We start from the raw sequence: 20,525 nt of genomic DNA on the forward strand, positions 1-20,525 counted from the left end.
GATCTCACTTGATCATCATGAAGTGTTCAACGATGGGACCCAGCGCGAGCGCCGGTACGTAGTTCAACAAGCCAACCAGCAACACGGTGCCGATCAGCAGCACCACGAACAGCATGCCGTGGGTCGGCATCGTGCCTCCGGTAACCGCCAGGCGTTTCTTGGCTGCCAGGCTGCCGGCGACCGCAAGCACTGGCACGATGACGCCGAACCGGCCAAACCAGGTCATGACGGCCAGCATCGTGTTGTAGAACGGTGTGTTGGCCGACAGGCCGGCGAATGCACTGCCGTTGTTGTTGGCCGCCGAGGTGAAGGCGTAGAGGATTTCCGAAAAGCCATGGACGCCCGGATTGGCGATCCCCAGCCTGCCGGCCTCGGCCATGACGGCGATAGCGGTACCAAACAGCACCAGCAATGGCGTTACCAGAATCGCGATGGCGACCATCTTCATTTCGAAGGCTTCGATTTTCTTGCCCAGATACTCAGGCGTACGGCCGATCATCAGGCCGGCGATAAACACCGCGAGGATGGCGAACACCAACATGCCGTAAAGGCCTGAGCCGGTGCCGCCGAACACCACCTCGCCCAGTTGCATCAGCACCAACGGCACCGCACCGCCCAGTGGCGTGAACGAGTCATGCATCCCATTGACCGCCCCGCAGGAAGCCGCCGTGGTCACGGCCGCGAACAGGCTGGATGCACTGATGCCGAAGCGCACCTCCTTGCCTTCCATGTTGCCCGCCGCCGTATCGATACCCAGCGCTGAAAATTGCGGGTTGCCGATTTGTTCGTAATGGGTGACAGCCACTACCGCGATCACGAAGATGATCGTCATCGTCGCCAACAGCGCCCAGCCTTGGCGTATGTCGCCGACGACATGGCCAAACACAAAGCACAGCGCCGTTGGAATCAGGAAAATCGCGATCAGCTGCAAGAAGTTGGTAATGGCGGTGGGGTTCTCGTAGGGGTGGGCCGAGTTGGCGTTGAAGAAACCACCACCGTTAGTGCCCAGCATCTTGATCGCCTCTTGTGACGCCACCGGCCCCATGGCAAGGGTCTGCTTGTCACTGCTGATGTTTTGCAATGCGGGATTGCCTTGCGCATCAAGGGTCGGCTGGCCAGCGTCATTGAGCACTGGAACCTGGTACTGCATGACCTCCATCGTCGTGACTTCCTTATAGGGGTCAAGATTCTGGATCACGCCCTGGCTCACGAAGAACAACGCGAAAATCAGCGACAGTGGCAACAGCACCCACAAGGTGATGCGCGTGAGATCGGTCCAGGCATTGCCGATGCTGTCCGCGCTGTGGCGTGCGAATCCGCGAATCAGGGCAATTGCCACCACGATACCGGTGGCGGCGGACAGGAAGTTCTGCACTGTCAGCGCGAGCATCTGCGTCAGGTAACTCATCGTTGCTTCGCCGCTGTAGGCTTGCCAGTTGGTATTGGTGACGAAACTGGCGGCTGTATTGAACGACGAATCCGGACTTACGGCGCCCATGCCTTGCGGGTTGAATGGCAGAACACCTTGCAACCGTTGTAAGGCATAAACGACCACCAAACCCAGCGCATTGAATACGATCAAGGCGAGTGCGTATTGAAGCCAACTCATCTGGGTTTCAGGTTTGACCCCCGCCAGGCGATACAGCGGCGACTCAAGGCGCGAACCGAAGGTAAACCGGCCTTCCATCACGCTGGTCAGCCAAAGGCCAAGAGGCCAGGCCAGAATGCCGAGCGCCAGAAGGAAAGCGCCAAGCAGGACCCACGCTTGAATAGTCACAGGAAGTCCTCCGGAAACAGCAGCGCGCAGACGAGATAAACCAGCAACCCGGCCGCTATCAGGCTGCCGAACAGATAGAAGCCCGTCATGACCGCCTCCTGTTAAGCGCCGCACAGCCGCGCGCCAGTCCCACCAGGCTGATAAAAAACAGTGCTCCGAGAACTAAAAAGATGAAGTCCATGGCATTCCCTCCAGCAATGAAGGAAGCCTAGTTTTTCGGTTAGTAAGTTGTTAACAGGATTGGGGGCGAAAGAATAAAGATCTTATAAAGATCCAGGATAGGGCGGTTAGAGCACGGACCCATACCCGCGCGGGCTTGGCGGAAGTGCCCAGAAGGCAGGCGTACTCAGTCGACTGTCGTGCTGGCGTCGACCGTGTACCACGACTACGAAGGCATTGCGCTTCGCGATGACGAGAAACATCGCCTGGCGGCGGACCTTGGTGACGCGAGGTTCCTGATGCTGCGCAATCAAGGGTTGTTGACTGTAGAAGCTGTATTCAGGATCAAAAGATCGCAGCCTGCGGCAGCTCCTACAGGGTTCGGGTGTAAACGCCTGTTCGTGCCGATCCCTGTAGGAGCTGCCGCAGGCTGCGATCTTGGCGCATGCTCGAACACCGCATGACACACTGTGGGAGCGCCCCAGCCCTATTTGAGAGGATTCCCAACGCAGAAAAGAGCGACCGGAAAAAGGGGGCGTTCAAGACGCAAGGCTTCCTTCATCTTAATGTCATCAAAACCCATCACGACGACACCGCCCAGGTCCGATGCGGTGACCGCCAAATACTTATTCTGAGCGACTGCTCCCGCTTCGAAATCAACGTAGCGTGCGCCCCTTAAACCGTCGGCTTGCTGAGCCGCGAAATGATCGATTGCGAGCGATCGATCAGCGACGATGGCGATGACGGCAGGAGCGTCTTCCAACCATTTTTCATCACCTAAAGCGGCTGAGTTCAGCAATCCAGTTTCGATCAGATCTGCAATGCGCGAGAGCTTTCCTGCAGGGTATCCATCTACGTTCATCCATGCGAGTTTGTGCTGGCAGTAGCAGACGCACGAACTCGCGACAGCGTCGGTGCAAAAGTCACCAAGAAGAACGCTTTTTCGGGGGGCGATTACGGTGACTTCCGCGCTCGCGCTTTCTGAATCATGGAATCCAAGTCAGCCAACAGATCATCGACATCGATCTCCTGCCATTCACCGCAGTCCATCGCGATAATCATCTCTGCAAACTCCGGGCTGCACTCTCGTTCGTCACTGTGGATGTGTTCCTCAGCAATCGAAGTAAACACCCAGACACCCGTGATCTCCTGGCCGGCAAGCCGCCCGCGATTTTGAAGCGACAGCAGGGTGGAAAAATAAGTGCTGTCACGCAGATCGGGATGAGCCGCCATCACCTCCCGGCGAAGTGCCGGTGAGGCTATGCCACCGCTGGCGAGTCGCAGGACCAAACTGTCCAATTGCGTCATATCGTCCATGGAAATCTCACTGCCAGGTAGTCGAGCGGATGCTGTGATCAGACATGGGCTCAGAGGCCCTCTGCGCCGAGGTCGTAGCCTCGCATGAACAGGCTGTTCTCGAGGGCCAGTCGAATGTCTTCAGGCTGTTCAACCTGGCGAAACGGGGTATCGAGCAAGCGAGCATGTTCCGCGATTTGGTTTAACACATGGCTGGCGCGCAGGTTCCAACGCGCATGGTGGGACCCGGAACGCAGGCGTTTAAAGTGCAGGGTGCCAGTGCTCGGGTTGCGGCGCTTGGGGGCTACGGTGTTCTTGCCTTCCTTTGCGGCTGCCCAGGGGAAACACAATGCATCGGGTACTTTAGTCAGGCCGTTCGCCTTGCAGTATTGAACAACCAGCGCCCCAAGGCCCGCAGCGACTCGGCTGTCATAAATGCAGAGGCCAGGACACAGAAGCGAGTAGACCTTGGTCATTCCGGAGTTGAAGCGCAGCGTTTTGGAGCGCAGCACGGGAGTGTTTTCATCGCCCGTCAACAATGCCGACTGAACCTCCTGAATCGTGCGTCCGAGGTTATGTTTGTTGGCCTTGAGCCAGTCCACGTTACGCGCCGTGACGCCGCCCCAGGCCATGACATCGATGGCTGCTTGCAACACCAGCGTATCATCGTTGCCGGCGATGATAAGATCCTGGCGCAACGCCTTGTGGGCCCCCGCGTTAGCGGCGGAAGAAATGCCAGGTTTGTATCCCAGACGCTCGTTGCCAGGGAAATTCCAACGGTAACCTTCATAAGCACCAAACAGGCTGTCACACGACCACTCGGTTGCGTTTCGGCGATCAACGTATTCGTGCTTGAACAAGGTCGTGGAGTCAAGCTCGGCAGCCAGCCATGCGATGAAGCCAGCGACGTGGGGAAGGGTAGCGTAGGCCTGTTCGGTCTTCATTGGATACTCCAGTGGGTTGGCGTTGTGAGCGCACGATTGCGTGCCAACGAGGAGAGGGTATCTACTGGTAGGACCACATTTTGTCCTTATCGTGATTCAGGGAGTTTTTTTCTTTGGCCGGGTCGAAATACACCGCTCCAGACAGGGAGCGCCGTCGAAAAGCGCTGCGCAAATTGCTTCAAGACGCTACCACTCCACAGAAGACCGAATCGCTGCATCTCATCATGGAGGGGCAGTTCGGTGCCTATTCGATTAGAACCACGCGTCGCGACCTGGTTGCCATGGCGGGTCGCCCCCAATGGGTGAAACCGGTTGCCAAGGACCCAACCGCCAAGTCTCTTTTGTGGGCTGGCGGGCAAGGCAGTATTGATTTGACGCTGTCTCCAATGGAGTGCATGACGCTCACAGCCATTTTCCAGCACGCTGATCGTTTCGGGTTTCGCTCCGACACCGAGGACCTGGCGAAACTCAGGGCCTATGCATCCTCGGAATTATGGAAGAAGGCCCATCGTGACCTGGTGGCAGAAGGGCGCATTACTACCGGCACCCGGTTTACCATTCTCAGGCCGGGAGCGTACAACGAGGAACACCTGAGAACCATTCAGAAGGCGCTGATCGATGGCGTCAGCAGTCTGAACGTCGTCTATCGCCCTAGAGATGCCGGAGCCGCCGAAACGTGCGGGTATTGGCTCAAGCCGCTTGCACTGTCGTATCAGGATTCGAATATTTACCTGTCCGCACTGGTCGCTGAGGAGAAGTGGCCTGACGGTCTCGAACCACCTGTTGATGCACCGCGTGGAAAGTACAGCAGCAATGGCCCGGGAAAGACGTGTGTCCTTATGCTGCACCGGATGGTGGACGTTGAGACCTCCTGGCAGGAGATTCCCGAGCTGACCGCGTTCGACGTGCACTCAGTGGACATTCAGAAGGATCTCATGACGATCCACAGTGATGGGCCAATCGATCTGGAACTAAGGCTTAGCGACAACTTGCACAATCGCTTGAGCGAAAACCCGCTGACGGATGGGCAGGTGATCACTCAAGATACAAAGGGTTGGAGGCTCACGTGCCAGATAGCCGATACACAGGGGCTGCGCTTGTTCCTGCTGAGCAATGCCGGAGACATCCAAGTCGTTGCACCACGCAAATTGAGGGATCACGTTCGGAGTGTCTTGAAGCAGGCGCTAGAGAGATATGATGCTGACCTGTGATCTGTATCCCGATAAAAAATAATAAAGGAGTCATCGATGCAACCGATCCGTCTCGGTCTGGTGGGCTACGGCAAGATTGCCCAGGATCAACACGTTCCCGCTATCAACGCCAACCCCGCGTTCCAGTTGGTGTCTGTCGCAACGCAAGGGCGGCCCTGCGCCGGCGTAGAGAATTTTCAGTCCCTGAGCGAACTGCTCGAAAACGGCCCGTACGTCGATGCGATTGCGTTTTGCACACCGCCCCAAGGTCGATTCGCCCTGGTGCAACAAGCACTGGCCGCTGGCAAGCACGTGCTGGTAGAAAAGCCGCCGTGCGCCACGCTGGGAGAAGCGATGGCGTTGGTGAATCAGGTAGAGGCGCAAGGCGTCAGTGGGTTGTTCGCCTGGCATTCACGCTACGCGCCCGGCATCGAAGCCGCCCGCGACTGGCTGGCCAGCCGCACTCTGCAAAGCGTACAGATCGACTGGAAAGAAGACGTGCGCAAATGGCACCCCGGCCAGGCATGGATTTGGCAGCCCGGAGGCTTGGGCGTCTTCGATCCCGGCATCAATGCCTTGTCGATTGCCACTCATCTGCTGCCGCTGCCGCTGTTTGTCGAGTCTGCCGAACTGCGAGTCCCCGGCAACTGCCAGTCGCCTATTGCCGCGTCCATCAAAATGTCTGACGCGCGCCACCTCGATGTCCGCGCGGAGTTCGATTTCGACCACGGTCATGAGGAACTCTGGAGCATCGAGATTCGCTGCACCGAAGGCACCCTGCGACTGGACAACGGTGGCGCCCTGTTGAGTATTGACGGCGTGCGCCAAGCGGTATCGGAGGAGGGCGAGTACGCGGCGGTGTATCGACATTTTCAACAGCTGATTGGCGACAAGGCCAGTGACCTGGACCTCCAGCCGCTGCGACTGGTTGCTGACAGCTTTTTTGTGGGCAGTCGGGCGTTGGTTGAGCCGTTCTACGACTAATCGCCGCTCGGGTAGAGGCGGAGGCAAGCGCCAACAGCTAGAGAACTTGGTACCGCCGCCCTTCAATTCACCCAGTTTATCCGCTCTGGCTGGATTCAGTTGGAGCAGGCTGAAGCGGCCGCTCATCTGACGCAATTTCGTTCTGTTCAATCGAGTTGAAATCGCTCCCTGCGTAAAGAACGTGGAATGAACACGCCTCGCAGGGGTCAACTGCGCAGACCTCATTGAGAAAACGTGATGTTCATTGCGGCAGTGACAGTCGATTACCTTCGGGAGAACAGCCTGGTGCTCATGGCAGAAGAGTCGTGCACGGCAGGAAAGAGTGTATTTCCACCACCGTGCACTGGCGGGTGAGCATGAATGCCATCGATTCGGCACTGATGGCTGCGCGAACCCAGTTTGCGATCACCATTAGTTTTCATATTGTGTTGGCCGCGCTCACCCTCGGCTTGGCCATTTTTCTAATGGTGCTGGAAGGTCTCTGGCTGTGGCGTGGCCGACAAATCTATCTGGATATTTACCTTTACTGGCTCAAGGTATTCGCCATCAATGTGGCGGTGGGCACGGCGTCGGGGCTGATTCTGGAATACCAGTTCGGACTTAACTGGTCGCGACTGTCGACCCAGGCTGGCGATATTCTCGGCCCGTTGATGTTCTACGAAGTGCTCGCCGCCTTTTTCCTGGAGGCGGGCTTCCTGGGCATCATGCTGTTCGGCCTGAAGAAGGTCGGCCCTCGTCTGCATTTCTTCGCCACCTGCGCGGTAGCCCTTGGTTCGTTGATCAGTGCATTCTGGATTCTTTCTGCCAATTCCTGGATGCAGACACCCGCCGGTTACGCCATTGGCGCTGATGGTCGCTTCATTGCCGAGAATTGGTGGGCGATCATATTCAATCCGTCGTTTCCTTATCGGCTGGCCCACATGACGCTGGCGGCATTTCTGGGCACTGCTACCCTGGTGGCCGGTGTCAGCGCCTGGCAACTATTGCGGCTACCGCAGAACCCGCGAGCACGCCTTCAATTCTCTATGGCGCTGTGGATCATTGTGGTGCTGTCACCCCTGCAAATCGTCGTAGGTGACCTGCACGGTCAGCACAGCCTCAAGGTTCAGCCACAGAAGATCGCTGCTATCGAAGGCTCATGGACGCGCCCGGCGGCAGGCGCGGGGGAACCGTTGCGCCTGTTTGCCATTCCTGACATGGCCGAGCGACGCAATCATTGGGAGGTGGCGATTCCACGCGTTGGCTCTTTGTACCTGCGGCACGACCTGACGGGCACCATCGCCGCGCTCGATGAATTCCCTCCCCAAAACATTCCGCCAGTGCCGATTGTGTTTTTCGCGTTTCGTTTAATGGTCGGTCTGGGGCTGTTGATGGTGGGACTGGGGCTGACCAGTTTGGTGTTGCGATGGCGAAAGAGGTTGTACGCAGCGCGTTGGATGCTGCGAGGGTGTGTGCTGATGACACCGGCTGGGTTCCTCGCGATGCTTTGCGGTTGGGTAGTGACAGAGGTAGGCCGCCAGCCTTTTACTGTCTATGGCTTGCTGCGCACAGCCGACAGTCTGTCGTCGGTGTCGCGCCAGCAGGTGATTGGCTCGACCTGGACGATTCTGGTGTTTTACCTGCTGCTCTTCGGTATCGGACTCTGGGTGCTGCTACGAATACTGCGCGAGCCACCGCACGAGGATGAAGCCGGGCCGCAACCGACGCTGGCGGACGAGACAGGGCAATCCTGAGGAGCTGAATCCATGTTGGACACTGATTGGATAGTCCTGCTTTCTGCTGGAGCCCTGGCGTTCTCGGTGATGAACTATGTGCTGCTGGATGGCACTGATCTGGGCGTTGGGGTGCTGATGGGCCTGACGCGTTGCGGCAAGGACCGCCGAGCCATGGCCGTGACCATCTTGCCGATCTGGGATGCCAATGAAACGTGGCTTGTGCTGGGAGGTGGCGGCCTTCTGGCGCTGTTTCCGTTGGCCTACGCCATCCTGTTGCCGGCACTTTATGTGCCTTTTATCTTGATGTTCCTGGCATTGATGCTTCGAGCGGCAACATTGGAGTTTCGTGATTACGCGCCCAGCGATGGCATTAAGCGCGCGGTCGATGGCTTATTGTCGTGCGGTTCACTAATCGCCGGTGGAACACAGGGAATCGTGTTGGGTACCCTTGTACAAGGCGTTCCTAATGCCGCCGGGCAGTACAACGGTGATGGCGCGGAATGGCTCAACATGTTCCCGCTGTATTGTGGTGCAGTGCTCGTGGTGGGTTACACGTGGTTGGGGGCTTGCTGGCTATATTGGCGCACTGTCGGTGAGCTCCAGCGGCGATCCGGTCTGCAGGCGAAGTTGCTGGCGCTCGTGACCGTGGTGTTGTTGATTGTGTTGGTTGCCTGGACAGCGACACTGGACACTCGCTATGCGCAACGGCTTTCAGACCGGCTTGTGTGGGAACCGGCAGTCACGCTGCTGATTATGCTGCTGATCGGCTTTGCTCTGGGGTTTCGAGGCCGTTTTCATTCTCTGCCACTGTTTGCCGCATTGGGCATTTTCGTATTGGCGTTTACATTGATGATCGCGGCGCTCTATCCAATGATTGTTCCGCCGCAGCTGACCTTGCAGGCTGCTGCCTCAAGTCCCAACAGCCAGATTTTCATGCTGGTCGGTTTCGCTGTTCTGATCCCGGTAACGCTCATCTACAACACCTACGGCTTCAGCGTCTTTAGCGGGAAGGTTCGAGTTAATCGTGAATGACTGAAATTACAAGGATCCCACCATGCACAAATACGAACTGGAATACCTGTTCAACGGTGAACCCCGTGCACACATATTCGAACTCAAGCAGCCTCAGCTGCCCTTGCATGAGGCGGCGATGCACCTGCTACAGCTGCATTTTGGTGACGCAGAGAACAGCCTGATCATGCCCAATGCGGACGCGAGGCCAGAGGAGATTTTAGAGCAGGCTGAGCGGGTAGGGTTGACGCAAATTAATGTCGTCGATCAGTCCAGTTGATGCCAGATGCAGCGACCAGCAAAGCGCGACTCGATAGATTTGAAGTGCCGTTTTTGGTCATAAACACCGGCTCCCGAGCGATAAATCTCTAGTTCTGCTGTCCTTCAAAGTTCTTTTTGAACCCGCGTAGATTCATCAGGAAAAGGCAAATCTGCAGAACGATTAGAGCATACGCCTCTGCGTAGACTCCCCAAATAACCCAGAGCACGTTACTCAAACTGAAACATACAAACCCGGCCATTCGCCTCGTCGGCCTTTGAGACCCGATCAGCCACGCAGCAAGCACCGTTACCAACATCGCAGGCCATTGAACCCAGTCAAGATAGGCCAAGCTCTTATCCTCCTTTTACCTTTCGTTTTTCAAGCAGTCACCAGGGCAGTGCGGCGTTTTATCCCTGCGTTCGTCCATGCTGTAAAGATAATTGATCTTCTGATGTGCGCTCGATAAAGAGATGCCACGTTCGGAAAAAAAATTTCAGTATGTATAAGCACTTTGATGCGCGAGACAACGGTAGGACTAAGGTCGTGCTCAAACCGGCTGCTTGAGGCGATGATTCGGATGCCTTTGCTGACCCTGAAGAGTCAGCAATGTCCACTGTAAGCGACAGGCCCTCGAACTTTGCCTGAATTCCACCTGTCGACCAGTCACCCACTTCTTCTGTGCTCTCGATTTCGATTCTGTACGCGCTGAAACTATTGGCCCATGACGGATCGAGCAAAAGTATAAAAAACGGTGATTGCGATGAATTGCCTTATATGTGTCGGTGTCGCGGAGCGCATTCAATGTCACGGCCCTTGGGAAGAGCGGGATTGTCCAGAGTGTGGCCGCTACCGCGTTTCTGACGAGCTCATCTTGACGTTGATGGATCAGGGCCAGATTTTCGATGTCAGCAAAACTCGGAAGTGGCTTGAAAGCCGACGTATTGACGATGCTATTCCTTCTATTGAGATACATGAAGCGCTGCTGGTGCTCTGAGTGCTTCTAAATCTGAGATCCCGACTATCCTCTCTGTTTAACCGGCCATTCTCGTGATCCTGTTGATCAGCCGATGAAACCCGGCAGTTCAGCGTCAAAAGCCGTAATCAAGTGTTGCTATCGATGATAGGCCCCTCCCGGTAACGAAGGGTCTTATGGCGCGCCACAGACTTTTCAGGATGAAAAGCAGTGGTTGCATGGATAAAAGTGGCAACGGATGAACACCAGAGTCGAGCTGACGAGCGGCGAAGAGGCGGAAGGTTTTTTCGTGCAAACCCTGGAGCAGGCGATCGATGCCGTGGTGGTCGTGGATGATCAAAACCGCGTGGCGTTTTTCAATGCCGCGGCCGAGCGATTCTGGGGCTGTTCGCGAGCTGAAGTGCTCGGCAGCGATATCAATTGCCTGGTCCCCCAGGCCCTGAGCCTGCACCACGATGATTATGTCTGTGTAAACCGCGAGGCTGGAGTCAATAAGGTTGCAGGCATCAGTCGGGATGTCCGGATCGTGCGCAAGGATGGTCAAGAGCGCTGGGGCGTCATGTCGGTTTCGACCATCGCCCTGAGGGACCGAACCCTGTACGCGGCGTTCCTCAAGGATGTCACGCAAGTGCGCTTGCAAGACATCGAGCACCGGTTGCTATCGATGTCTGTCAACGCGACCCGCTCGGCGACCTGCATCGTCGACACTCACGCTCATCTTATCTACGTCAATGACGGGCTTGTCGGGTTGCTGGGTTATTCCCGTGAAGAGGTGATAGGGCAATCACCGATGATGTTTTTTGTGTCCGACGCTCGGGCAGAAGCCGAGCCCGGGCTGCAAAGGATTCTCGGTGGCCAGCCACATGAATTCAGTGCACTGATCAGTAAACGTAATGGCCAGCGGCTGTGGGTGCACGTGTCCTCCACGCCCGTGTTCGACGCCCAGGGACAGGTCGAGAACATCGTGATCGTGCTGACCGACATTACCCAGTCAAAGCTGCACGAGGTGTTACAGGACAAAGTCATTGGCGCCTTGTTGAAAGAGGAATCGCTGGAGAGCGTGCTGACCCTGCTGTGCCATGAAATTGAACGCATTGCCCCCGAAGTCATTGTGTCGATCCTGAGTGTGGACCCAAACGGGATTCTCCACCCCTTGGCCAGCCCTGGCTTGCCGACGGATTACTCCAGGGCCATCGAAGGTTTATCCATCGGCCCGGTGGCGGGCTCCTGCGGTACGGCGGCCTATCGGGGCGAGCCGGTGCTGGTGACGGACATCAATAACGACCCACTCTGGGCCGAGTACAAATTACTGGCGCAAAAGTCCGGTCTGCAGGCGTGTTGGTCGCTGCCGGTGCGCAATGGTGCTGGGCGAATCGCGGCGACGTTTGCCCTCTATTTCAGGGAAAGTCGTGGACCGGACTCCCTGCATGCTCACTTGGTGACGGCCGGCACGCATCTGTGCATGTTGGCGCTTGAGCGTGAAGAAGCACGTCAGTCCATTCGAAAAATGGCCTTTTACGACGCGTTGACCAGCTTGCCCAATCGCACGTTCCTGCTGGCCCAAGCGCAGCGCACGCTGGTCGAAATGGCTCGAGAGCACGCCGAACTGGCTGTGCTGTTTATCGATCTGGACCGTTTCAAGCAAATCAATGATGCGCTAGGGCATGCCTCGGGGGATGAGTTGCTGCGTGTCATGGCGCAGAGGCTACGCAGTGTGCTTCGAGAGTCTGACCTGGTCGGGCGCCTGTCCGGTGATGAGTTCGTGCTGGTATTGCCCCGGATGAACGCGACACAGATCACCACTTTTCTGGAACGACTGATGACGCTCCTCAGTCGCCCGGCAAGCATTGCCGGTACGTCCGTGGTCGTTTCGGCCAGCATTGGCATCAGCCTGTTCCCGGCGGACGGTCAAGACATGGAGAGCCTTTTACACCGTGCCGACATTGCGATGTACCAGGCCAAACGCACTGAGTGCGGCAGCTTCAGTTTCTTTGTCGAAGAGATGAACAGGATCGCCCAAGGCCGATTGGTGCTGGAAACGGCACTGCGCAATGCCTTGGCCAGCGATGACCTTCGCCTGTTCTATCAACCGCAAGTCGATCTCAACAGTGGGTGCCTGGTCGGTGTCGAAGCGCTGTCACGCTGGACGCATCCCACACTGGGCGACATCTTGCCCACACAATTCATTCCCATTGCCGAGGAATGCGGATTGATCAATGACCTGAGCCAATGGGTCCTGCATGAGGCCTGCGAGCAGCTCCGCCAGTGGCGCCAACAAGGCCTGGTGATCCCGTCCATGTCAATCAACCTGTCGCCGATCAACTTTCACAACCTCGACCTGGCCGCAATGATTGCCGGCGAATTGCAACGATGTGGGCTGCAACCCGGCGACCTGTGTGTGGAAGTGACCGAGAGCGTCATGCTGTGCAAAAGCCTGGGGACCGAGAAAACCATCCGCGATCTGCATGCGTTGGGTGTGCGGCTGGCGATCGATGATTTCGGCACCGGCTATTCCAGCCTGGGGTATCTGCGGCATCTGCCCATCAGTGAGCTGAAGCTGGACAAGAGTTTTGTCGACGACCTGGAATACGACATGTCCTGCCGGGCCTTGAGCGAATCCGTCATCGGAATCGGCAAGGGGCTTTCCCTGCAAGTGGTGGCTGAAGGCATCGAGAGCGCCACCCAGCGTGACATTCTCAAGGCCCAGGGGTACGAGATCGGGCAAGGCAACTTCTTCTCGGTCCCGCTGGCTGGCGAGGCGTTCATGCAGTTCATTGATCAACGCCAGGAAACGTTGTGAAAACCGCGTATTTATCGAACAGCTTCAGGGCCCGCGTTGGCGCCGCGGGCCACTGTGCACTAACGTTCAATCATCCGACCCAAACCACTCAACAGGCAGCTCCACGATTCATGCACTACGCTTGAGCGTTGCGCGGAATTTCGACGTACGGTTTTTTCGGCCACCGATGAACTCCGCGCCCTCTCACTCAGGATTTTCGGGTCACGACGTTCACCTCGTGCAGATCAAGCGGAGTTAGAAATACCATGCAGGACGCCCGGCCAAACCCAACGCTTCCTCTTGAATATTGTGTCGGACGTCCGATATTCACGGATTTCCTGGAGCAGGCGAGGCGCGCGCCTGAAGCCATGGCTGTCGTCGCTCAAGACGCGAGTTGCAGCTATCAACAGCTTGAACAGATCAGTGGGGGCATTGCTGCCTTCCTGATTGAACAGGGCGCTACGCAATCCGACCGGGTTGTCATTGTTTCGAGTCGCTGTGCGGGGCTGGTCTATGCAATGCTCGGCGCCTTGCGTGCCGGATTGACGTTCACCGTTGCCGACATCGCTTATCCACCTGCACGCGTCGCTCAAATCATTCGAGCGCTTGAGCCTTCCTTTGTCCTGCTCTGCGGCGAGGCGACAATCGACCTCAGCCTCGAGCACCTTGAGCCCACTCCGCAAGCCGTAAGAGTTCCGGAAGTGCCCACCGAAGCGCTGCGTGCATTCGCCGTAAATCAAACGGTCTTGCCGGAAGTCGATCCTGGTCACCCGGCCTATATAACCTTTACCTCCGGCAGCACCGGAGAACCGAAGGGCATTGTGGCGACACATGCGCCTTTGGTTCATTTTGTCCAGTGGCATGCCAAGCGTCATTCGTTATCCAAGGACGATTGTTTTTCGTTGTTGTCCGGGCTGGGTCATGACCCGGTATACCGCGATGTTTTTACGCCTCTCTCGATTGGCGCCAAAGTTGTTATTCCTGCGCAATCGACTGTCATTGATCCTTCGGCGTTGGCGATGTGGATACGGGAAAGTGGAATATCGGTTATTCACCTGACACCGCCCTTGGGCAGGCTGATTGAAACCGGAGCGAAAATAAACAAACTTCAATTCAATGACCTGCGGTACCTGTTTTGGGGCGGGGATGCGTTAACTATTTTGCTGTGCGAACACATGCGCGTCATTGCGCCCAATGCCGTTAGCGTGAACTTTTACGGCACGACCGAAACCCCGCAGGCGATGGGGTACCATCACGTCGATCCTGAAGCCGATAACGCAAAGATTGCATTAGGCAAAGGCATTGAAAGCGCGCAGTTGCTGATCGTGGATGACAACAGTCAGTTGGTCGACGAAGGCGCAGTTGGAGAAATTCTTATCCGTAGCCCTTATTTGTCCCAGGGTTACTGGGGGGATGTGGCGCAAACCCGGGAAAAGTTTGTGGTGAATCCGTTTACGAATGTCGCGAACGACATTTGTTATAAAACCGGTGACCTGGGTACTTATCTTTCTGATGGCAGTGTCAGCTTTCTGGGACGAGGTGACAATCAGGTCAAGATTCGCGGCCATCGAATCGAGCTGACAGAAATCGAAGGGGTCCTGTCACGGCATCCCCGGATCAAGCAGTGCGTTGTGGTAACGGCCAATGACAGTTCGAATGTCAGGCTGGTGGCCTACTGCGTGCCAACCACCGCTGTTTCATCGGTTGAATTGCGTGAGCATGTCAGCAAACAGCTCCCGGAATACATGGTGCCGGCACTGTTCGTTTTCCTGGAGGCTATTCCACTGACGCCGAATGGGAAAATTGATAAGCGGGCGTTGCCTTCGTTTGCCGGTAATCCCGATGCAACAGCCGCAGACTCGAGCCAGGATCTATCGCCACTGACGCTCAAGCTCGCGGATTCCTGGGCTGAAATACTCCAGGTCCCGCGCGTTGATGCCAACCTGACGTTTGTGGAATTGGGTGGGGATTCGCTGTCGTTTGTTCAGGCTTCAATGGTACTTGAAGGGCTGGTTGGCCGATTGCCGGACCAATGGGAAATGATGCCGGTACGCGAACTGGGTGAACTGGCCAGCAAAACCGGGAAGACAACGTCATCCATTCGGGAGATGGAGGCACCGGTCTTTTTACGCGTGGTCGCTATCCTGCTGATTGTCGTCGGGCATTTTAATTTGTTTTCAGAATGGTTGGTGGCGGGCGAGACGACGCTGTTGTTTTTAATCTCCGGTATCAGCCTGGCAAGATTCCAGTTCAAAGCCATAGAGGAACGGGGAAGTGTGCATACGCTTCTCAAGTCCGTTATCAGTATCGCGGTCCCGACAATACTCTATACCGCGCTGATTCAGATCGCGTTCGACAGGATTCATTGGCAGACGTTGTTGTTGATTTCAAATTGGTTTCCCCCGAATCAGATCGGTGTTTTTGCCTATTGGTATCTTGAAGTCCTTGTGCAGATGATCGCAATCATTGGCTTTGTACTGTCGTTCTCGACAGTCAGGAAAATTATAATTTCAAACCCGTTTTTTTATCTGGTCAGTGCTTCATGCGTGTTGGTAATAGCAGGCATTTTGATTAACGCGTATGTGTTTGATGCTTCGGCGGTTCATAACCGAGTGCCGCAGCATTATCTGGCGATCATGGTGCTCGGCATGGCCATTCACTACGCTCATTCAAGCGTCCAGAAATGTATCGTCAGTGCAATTGCTGTCGTTGTTGTGGGTTGGCAGGATGTTTTGGCAATGTTCGGGTATGGTCCGTATGCACTCGTCGCGAGGGAATATATAGATATTGCCCTGCCTGCCGTTCTGGCGCTGATCTGGATCAGGTCTATTCCCGTGCCGGGCCTCATTGCACGGGGAGTCGCATTAATAGCGTCGTCAACCTTGTTTATTTATTTGACGCACTTTCAGTTCCAGTCGGTTGCCCGTCACATCATTGACCAGCCGGCGATCGCGGTAGCGTTTGCTGTAGTCGGTGGCATTGCGGTTGCCTATTCGTGGAACAAGGCCGTTCGAATTGTTCTGATGCGCTGGAACAGGGGAGGGAAGAAGAGCAGTCCGGAGACAATTGAGCGAGTGGCATGACGTGTTTAGTCCTGAAAATCCTGAACGGGTTACGGGGGTTGCACCTCGCCAGGCCGGGTGCGGCGTTTTTGTTTGTTGCCGTACATCATCGCATCGGCTCATGGGGTAGGCAGCTGACGACGCCGGTGCTCAGGGAGAGCGGGTAGTGACATCGGCCGCTGGTATTGAGCTCATGGATCCGCGCCTGCATGCGCGCATTGATGACATCCGGCGATTCACCGCAGTCCACCGCGAGGATGACAAACTCGTCACCGCCCATGCGAGCGACGATGTCCGTCGTCCTGAAGCATTCCTTGAGGACCTGTGCCGTCGCGGCAATAACCAGGTCACCGGCTTCATGTCCATAAGTGTCGTTCGTTTGTTTCAGTCGATCGACATCGGCGAAGATTAGCAGGCTGGTGACTCTAGAGCGGCGTGCAGGAGACGGCACCCGTGATGAGGCTCTTCAGGCGACTAATATCGAAGAACCACCCCAGCAGTACGATGGCACCCACCAGCATGACCACGGCGGTGACCAGTTGCGAGAACGTCTGAAGCCAGCGTGTTCCTGGGTGTTTGAGTATGCCTTTGGCTTCACCCATCAATGAAAGTCCGCGTGCAGGTCAATAAGTCATTGCGATGTTGATTGGTTTCGCCCAGCGCCCCGGCCTCGCAGTCCATGCACGGTAAAGAGCCGCAACACTGGGCGATTCTGGATTGCCCAGTCACTTTTCTGCGCGGTATATAAGGAAAATCGGAGGTATCCCCCCGGACAAGTACTGAGCCAGAGGGCGAGGGGGGAAGGGTAGGTAGTTTTCCTTATGAGGGGCAGGAAACCACTTGCACATGGAAAAAATTACGCCGGTATGATTTCTCCGTTTGCCTGGCCGAGGCTCTTTACCGACGCATTGGATGCAAGGCCTCAGTTGGGCGAACGCCTATTTCTATTGTGCGCAGTTTACGTCGAGCGATGAAGGCCGCCGATGCAGGAGACCGACTCATTAAAAATGTTGACGAGTTGTTGAGGCAATCTCTAGAGGCGCAGGCTGAGTACAGAGAAGTGTTCCGTGTAGTGAGCACTATGTTGCGTAGTGGTACGGCGTGTGGCCCTGAATGGGCACGCCAATATAAGCGATGGCTGGACGCAATTGACCGCTTGGCCGACTTGCAAAATGAAAGTGTGAGCGACCGACCGTAATGCTATTCATTTTGTGAATAGGCCCCTGTGGGAGCGAGCTTGCTCGCGATGGTCGTTAACGATAACGCGTGTTTGCTGGCTAAACGCGGCGATCTCGGGCCCATCGCGAGCAAGCTCGCTCCTACAACAGCATTACGATTGAGTCGCGGGCTAGAAATCCACCGTCGCCGACACCTTCAACGTGCGGGGTTCGCCTTGCGTCAGGTAGTTGTTGGCCGTCGAGGCGGACGACCAATACGCTTTGTTCGCGACGTTTTCAACGTTGGCACGCAGGGTGATGTATTTGTCGTCGGCCTTGAAGCCGTAGCGGGCGCCGAGATCGACGCGGGTCCAGGCCGGAATGCTCAGGGTGTTGGCCGCGTTCACGTATTCGCCACCGGTGCGCAGCATGCGCCCGCTGAGGGCTGCGCCCTGGATCCCGGGAACGTCCCAATCGGCACCGACGTTGTATTGGAAGCGCGGCACACCCGCGGCACGATTGCCGTCATTGATGCCGTTGGCGGTTTTCTTCTGTTCGGTGTCCATCCAGGTGGCACCGGTTAACAGGCGCAAACCCTCAATCGGCTCGCCGAACACGTTCAACTCCACACCCTTGTTCACTTGCTCGCCATCCACACTGAAGGTGCCCAGCGCCGAGCCCGGAGTGCTCGAGGTCGAGCTGTTCGGCTGCTCGATGCGGTACACGCCCAGCGTTGCGCCATAGGTGTCCCAGTCGAGCTTGACCCCGGCTTCCGTCTGTTTGCTGCGATTGGGCGCAAACACTTCGCCGGGGTTGGTCACGCCCGTGGACGGTGCGGTCGGGCCCTGGGCCAAGCCTTCAATGCGGTTGGCGTAGAACGACACGTGCTCCCAGGGCTTGATGACCAGACCGTAGACCGGGGTGGTGATCGACGCGTCATAATTGGCGCTGCGTGCGCCGCTGGTGGTGTTCCAGGCATCGACTTCCAACGACTGGCGGCGCACGCCAAGGGTCAGGAGCACGCGATCGTCAATGAAACCCAAGGTGTCGGACACCGCCGCGCTCTTGATGCGGTTTTTACCGACGACGCGCGGGTCATGGATGTCGCTGCCAAAGTAAGTCTTGGTTGGCCGCGGAACCTGCGTCGGGTTGTACAGATTGCCGGGAACGCGGTTCGCCACCAGGATGGCTTCGAAGGCCGAGCGCTGTTCGCCCCAAATTCCCGATAGCCCGAAGTTAATCTGGTGAGTCACCGGACCGGTATTAAAATGGCCGTTCAACCCCGCCATGGCGCTTTGATTGTCTTCATCATGGGGCGAGTAGAGAAAGCCGACCTTGCCGCTGCCGTCGTTGGCAACATACAGCGATGAGTATTGGCCGTTTTCCCGGGTGTGCTTGGCACCGCCGCCGGCGTAGGCCGTCCAATTGTCATTGAGATCGTATTCGGCATTGACCATGCCGTAGGTGTCTTCGAGCTGTGACCACGTCCAGTCCTGGGCGTAGTTGTCCTTGGCCGACGGAGCATGCGGGACTTTGGTGCCCGTGGGATACACCACGGAACGGCCGTTGTTGATGCGTTGTTTCTGATAACCCAGGTCGGTCGAGACCCGCAGGCGATCGCCGCGATAATCCAGACCGACGGCGATCAGTTGTGAATGCTCGTTTTCGTCATCCACCGCCGTGTCGCCGCCGTGCTCAGCCAGGTTGACTCGAGCGCCGAAGCGATTGTCTTCACCGAAGCGCTGGCCAAGGTCAATGTGCCCACCGACCTGGCTGTCACTGGCGTAATCCAGGGTCACGCTGCGCGTCGGGGTGTCTTGCGCGCGTTTCGGCACCAGGTTGACGCTGCCGCCGATACCGCTGCCGGACGGTGCCACACCGTTGATGAACGCGTTCGGACCCTTGAACAGTTCGACCCGTTCCAGGGCTTCAGTGGTGATGATCTGCCGTGGCAGCACGCCGTACAGACCGTTGAACGAAATGTCGTCGCTGACCAGCGGCAGGCCACGAATGGTGAACACCTGGGAGAAGTTACCGAAGCCCGATGACTGGCGCACCGACGCATCGTTGAGCAACACATCACCCACGGTTCGCGCCTGCTGGTCTTCGATGGTCTTCGCGGTGTAGCTGACCACACTGAACGGCACGTCATTGATCGAACGGTTACCGAGTATGCCCAGACGGGCAGTGCGCGCAACCTGGCCACCGGCGTAGGTGTCCGCCGACGGGCTGTTTACGCCACTGATGGTGGTTGCACCCAATTCCAGCGCGGCCCCGGCGTCGACTTGCGGCGTGACGGTGTAGCTGTTCGCGCCAGTGTTCAACAGCATGAAGCCGCTGCTTTGCAGCAACTGTGCAAAGCCCGATTGCACGGTGTAAGTGCCTTGCAGCCCTGCGCTTTTCAGATCACCCAACAATTGTGCGTCGAATGACAACAGCACGCCCGAGGTCGCCGCAAATTTCGCCAATACAGTGCTCAGCGTTCCGGGCGCGATGGCATAGCTGTGCGTGGCTTCGCTTCCAGTGGTGTCGGCTGCCAGGACACTGTGCACTGGCGCCATAACGCTCAGCGCGATGGCCAGGCTCAGGATGTTCACTGGAAGACGAGCAGGGCTGATTTTGGAGAAATACTGGAGCGGTCTTGAAGTCATTCGGCATGCCCGTGGAATGCGAGAGAAATTGAGAATTCATCTACACACCGAACGACGGGGAAAAAGGTATCAGTGAAAAGTGAAATTATTTTGGGTTCGCTGTTTTCAAACCGTTGCCGACGCGGCCCACGAATTGCGCTCGCCCATGACGGCCCTGTCATTGCAGGCGCCAGGCCACCAGGGTGGCAGCGATCATTGCACCGAAGATCACCGCGCCAAGGGTGAAGCCAAGGCCCAGCGCTTCGGTCGCCAGATCACCGGCCGCGGTACCCAGGGCGAAGGTGCAGAGCACGGTGGCCCAGTAGAACAACTCCCGGCGTGTCGTGACAATTTCACGGATCGACAGGTTGTGTTCCATGCGGTACCAGACCAGGAAGTTGATCGCCAGCAGGACTGAAAAAACCGCCATGCCGATGCTGGTCGGGCCAGCGCCGAAGCCGACATCGACGGCCAGGAAATCAGCGCCGGTTTCACCCACTGTCGTGGACAATATCTTGATCACCCAGAAGGACAGCGTCACCTCGGGTACTTTGTTGAGCCAGCCGGCTATTGCGGGTTTCATCGG

Annotated in this window: 17 protein-coding genes and 1 pseudogene; 8 read left to right on the plus strand and 10 right to left on the minus strand. The window is 56.8% G+C overall.

All coding sequences use genetic code 11. The features are described from left to right. Positions 1-4 precede the first annotated feature (4 nt). Together kdpA and kdpF are read right to left on the minus strand one after the other, a co-directional pair. A complete protein-coding gene (kdpA, locus tag ACA052_RS11080) occupies positions 5-1,777 on the minus strand; it encodes a potassium-transporting ATPase subunit KdpA (RefSeq protein WP_497649694.1) in 1,773 nt (590 codons plus the stop codon). Continuing rightward, complete coding sequence (gene kdpF, locus ACA052_RS11085; protein ID WP_349294113.1) at positions 1,774-1,866, minus strand: K(+)-transporting ATPase subunit F; 93 nt, start codon at positions 1,864-1,866, stop codon at positions 1,774-1,776. The genes kdpA and kdpF overlap by 4 nt, the downstream gene beginning before the upstream one ends. A 285-nt stretch (positions 1,867-2,151) precedes the next feature. Here kdpF and ACA052_RS11090 point away from each other — a divergent pair, with 285 nt between their 5' ends. After that, on the plus strand, positions 2,152-2,400 hold the full coding sequence (locus ACA052_RS11090; protein WP_497649695.1) for a hypothetical protein: 249 nt from the start codon (positions 2,152-2,154) through the stop codon (positions 2,398-2,400). A 23-nt stretch (positions 2,401-2,423) separates the two neighbouring features. Here ACA052_RS11090 and ACA052_RS11095 read toward each other — a convergent pair whose 3' ends face one another. The 3 genes from ACA052_RS11095 to ACA052_RS11105 form a co-directional block, all read right to left on the minus strand. Then, complete coding sequence (locus ACA052_RS11095) at positions 2,424-2,798, minus strand: nitroreductase family protein (RefSeq protein ID WP_497649696.1); 375 nt, start codon at positions 2,796-2,798, stop codon at positions 2,424-2,426. Between the two features lie 92 nt (positions 2,799-2,890). Beyond that, positions 2,891-3,253 (minus strand): hypothetical protein, encoded by a 363-nt coding sequence (locus ACA052_RS11100; RefSeq protein WP_497649697.1) that lies wholly within the window; start codon positions 3,251-3,253, stop codon positions 2,891-2,893. 50 nt (positions 3,254-3,303) lie between these two features. After that, on the minus strand, positions 3,304-4,176 hold the full coding sequence (locus ACA052_RS11105; RefSeq protein WP_497649698.1) for a hypothetical protein: 873 nt from the start codon (positions 4,174-4,176) through the stop codon (positions 3,304-3,306). Positions 4,177-4,289: 113 nt separating this feature from the next. Here ACA052_RS11105 and ACA052_RS11110 point away from each other — a divergent pair, with 113 nt between their 5' ends. The 5 genes from ACA052_RS11110 (at position 4,290) to ACA052_RS11130 (ending at position 9,356) form a co-directional block, all read left to right on the plus strand. Then, the gene (locus ACA052_RS11110) at positions 4,290-5,387 is read left to right on the plus strand and encodes a helix-turn-helix transcriptional regulator (RefSeq protein ID WP_497649699.1); all 1,098 of its coding nucleotides are present in this window, start codon (positions 4,290-4,292) and stop codon (positions 5,385-5,387) included. 36 nt (positions 5,388-5,423) lie between these two features. After that, entirely contained in the window at positions 5,424-6,350 is a 927-nt protein-coding gene (locus ACA052_RS11115; RefSeq protein WP_497649700.1) for a Gfo/Idh/MocA family protein, read from the plus strand. Positions 6,351-6,706: 356 nt separating this feature from the next. Beyond that, positions 6,707-8,083: a cytochrome ubiquinol oxidase subunit I gene (locus ACA052_RS11120; RefSeq protein ID WP_497649701.1), complete on the plus strand. Its 1,377-nt coding sequence runs from the start codon at positions 6,707-6,709 to the stop codon at positions 8,081-8,083. 12 nt (positions 8,084-8,095) lie between these two features. Then, positions 8,096-9,097, plus strand: coding sequence for a cytochrome d ubiquinol oxidase subunit II (cydB, locus tag ACA052_RS11125; protein ID WP_497649702.1), 1,002 nt, complete (start codon positions 8,096-8,098; stop codon positions 9,095-9,097). Positions 9,098-9,119: 22 nt separating this feature from the next. Next, the gene (locus tag ACA052_RS11130; RefSeq protein ID WP_497649703.1) at positions 9,120-9,356 is read left to right on the plus strand and encodes a hypothetical protein; all 237 of its coding nucleotides are present in this window, start codon (positions 9,120-9,122) and stop codon (positions 9,354-9,356) included. A gap of 88 nt (positions 9,357-9,444) precedes the next feature. Here ACA052_RS11130 and ACA052_RS11135 read toward each other — a convergent pair whose 3' ends face one another. Beyond that, entirely contained in the window at positions 9,445-9,654 is a 210-nt protein-coding gene (locus ACA052_RS11135) for a hypothetical protein (protein WP_497650305.1), read from the minus strand. A gap of 895 nt (positions 9,655-10,549) precedes the next feature. Between ACA052_RS11135 and ACA052_RS11140 the strand changes: the two genes are divergently transcribed. Further along, positions 10,550-13,111, plus strand: a complete 2,562-nt coding sequence (locus ACA052_RS11140) for an EAL domain-containing protein (protein ID WP_497649704.1) — start codon at positions 10,550-10,552, stop codon at positions 13,109-13,111. Positions 13,112-13,356: 245 nt separating this feature from the next. Then, the gene (locus tag ACA052_RS11145) at positions 13,357-16,173 is read left to right on the plus strand and encodes an amino acid adenylation domain-containing protein (protein WP_497649705.1); all 2,817 of its coding nucleotides are present in this window, start codon (positions 13,357-13,359) and stop codon (positions 16,171-16,173) included. A gap of 85 nt (positions 16,174-16,258) precedes the next feature. On the opposite strand, the gene ACA052_RS11150 is transcribed toward ACA052_RS11145, so the two are convergent. The 4 genes and pseudogenes from ACA052_RS11150 to ACA052_RS11165 all read right to left on the minus strand — a co-directional run. Further along, complete coding sequence (locus ACA052_RS11150; RefSeq protein WP_497649706.1) at positions 16,259-16,603, minus strand: GGDEF domain-containing protein; 345 nt, start codon at positions 16,601-16,603, stop codon at positions 16,259-16,261. Then, positions 16,578-16,754 (minus strand): hypothetical protein, encoded by a 177-nt coding sequence (locus ACA052_RS11155; RefSeq protein ID WP_497649707.1) that lies wholly within the window; start codon positions 16,752-16,754, stop codon positions 16,578-16,580. The genes ACA052_RS11150 and ACA052_RS11155 overlap by 26 nt, the downstream gene beginning before the upstream one ends. 746 nt (positions 16,755-17,500) lie before the next feature. Further along, entirely contained in the window at positions 17,501-19,960 is a 2,460-nt protein-coding gene (locus ACA052_RS11160) for a TonB-dependent siderophore receptor (RefSeq protein WP_497649708.1), read from the minus strand. 163 nt (positions 19,961-20,123) lie between these two features. After that, positions 20,124-20,522: pseudogene (locus ACA052_RS11165) on the minus strand (COG4705 family protein); the annotation flags it as partial. Positions 20,523-20,525: the final 3 nt, after the last annotated feature.

Source organism: Pseudomonas sp. LBUM1644, assembly GCF_059716195.1.

Bases quoted from the DNA above. Each gene is read 5' to 3' on its own strand.
- ACA052_RS11115 (WP_497649700.1), top strand. From the start codon at position 5,424: ATGCAACCGATCCGTCTCGGTCTGGTGGGCTACGGCAAGATTGCCCAG.
- ACA052_RS11120 (WP_497649701.1), top strand. From the start codon at position 6,707: ATGAATGCCATCGATTCGGCACTGATGGCTGCGCGAACCCAGTTTGCG.
- ACA052_RS11140 (WP_497649704.1), top strand. From the start codon at position 10,550: ATGAACACCAGAGTCGAGCTGACGAGCGGCGAAGAGGCGGAAGGTTTT.
- kdpF (WP_349294113.1), bottom strand. From the start codon at position 1,866: ATGACGGGCTTCTATCTGTTCGGCAGCCTGATAGCGGCCGGGTTGCTG.
- ACA052_RS11135 (WP_497650305.1), bottom strand. From the start codon at position 9,654: ATGTTGGTAACGGTGCTTGCTGCGTGGCTGATCGGGTCTCAAAGGCCG.
- ACA052_RS11095 (WP_497649696.1), bottom strand. From the start codon at position 2,798: ATGAACGTAGATGGATACCCTGCAGGAAAGCTCTCGCGCATTGCAGAT.
- cydB (WP_497649702.1), top strand. From the start codon at position 8,096: ATGTTGGACACTGATTGGATAGTCCTGCTTTCTGCTGGAGCCCTGGCG.
- ACA052_RS11145 (WP_497649705.1), top strand. From the start codon at position 13,357: ATGCAGGACGCCCGGCCAAACCCAACGCTTCCTCTTGAATATTGTGTC.
- ACA052_RS11155 (WP_497649707.1), bottom strand. From the start codon at position 16,754: ATGGGTGAAGCCAAAGGCATACTCAAACACCCAGGAACACGCTGGCTT.
- ACA052_RS11130 (WP_497649703.1), top strand. From the start codon at position 9,120: ATGCACAAATACGAACTGGAATACCTGTTCAACGGTGAACCCCGTGCA.
- ACA052_RS11105 (WP_497649698.1), bottom strand. From the start codon at position 4,176: ATGAAGACCGAACAGGCCTACGCTACCCTTCCCCACGTCGCTGGCTTC.
- ACA052_RS11100 (WP_497649697.1), bottom strand. From the start codon at position 3,253: ATGGACGATATGACGCAATTGGACAGTTTGGTCCTGCGACTCGCCAGC.
- ACA052_RS11160 (WP_497649708.1), bottom strand. From the start codon at position 19,960: ATGACTTCAAGACCGCTCCAGTATTTCTCCAAAATCAGCCCTGCTCGT.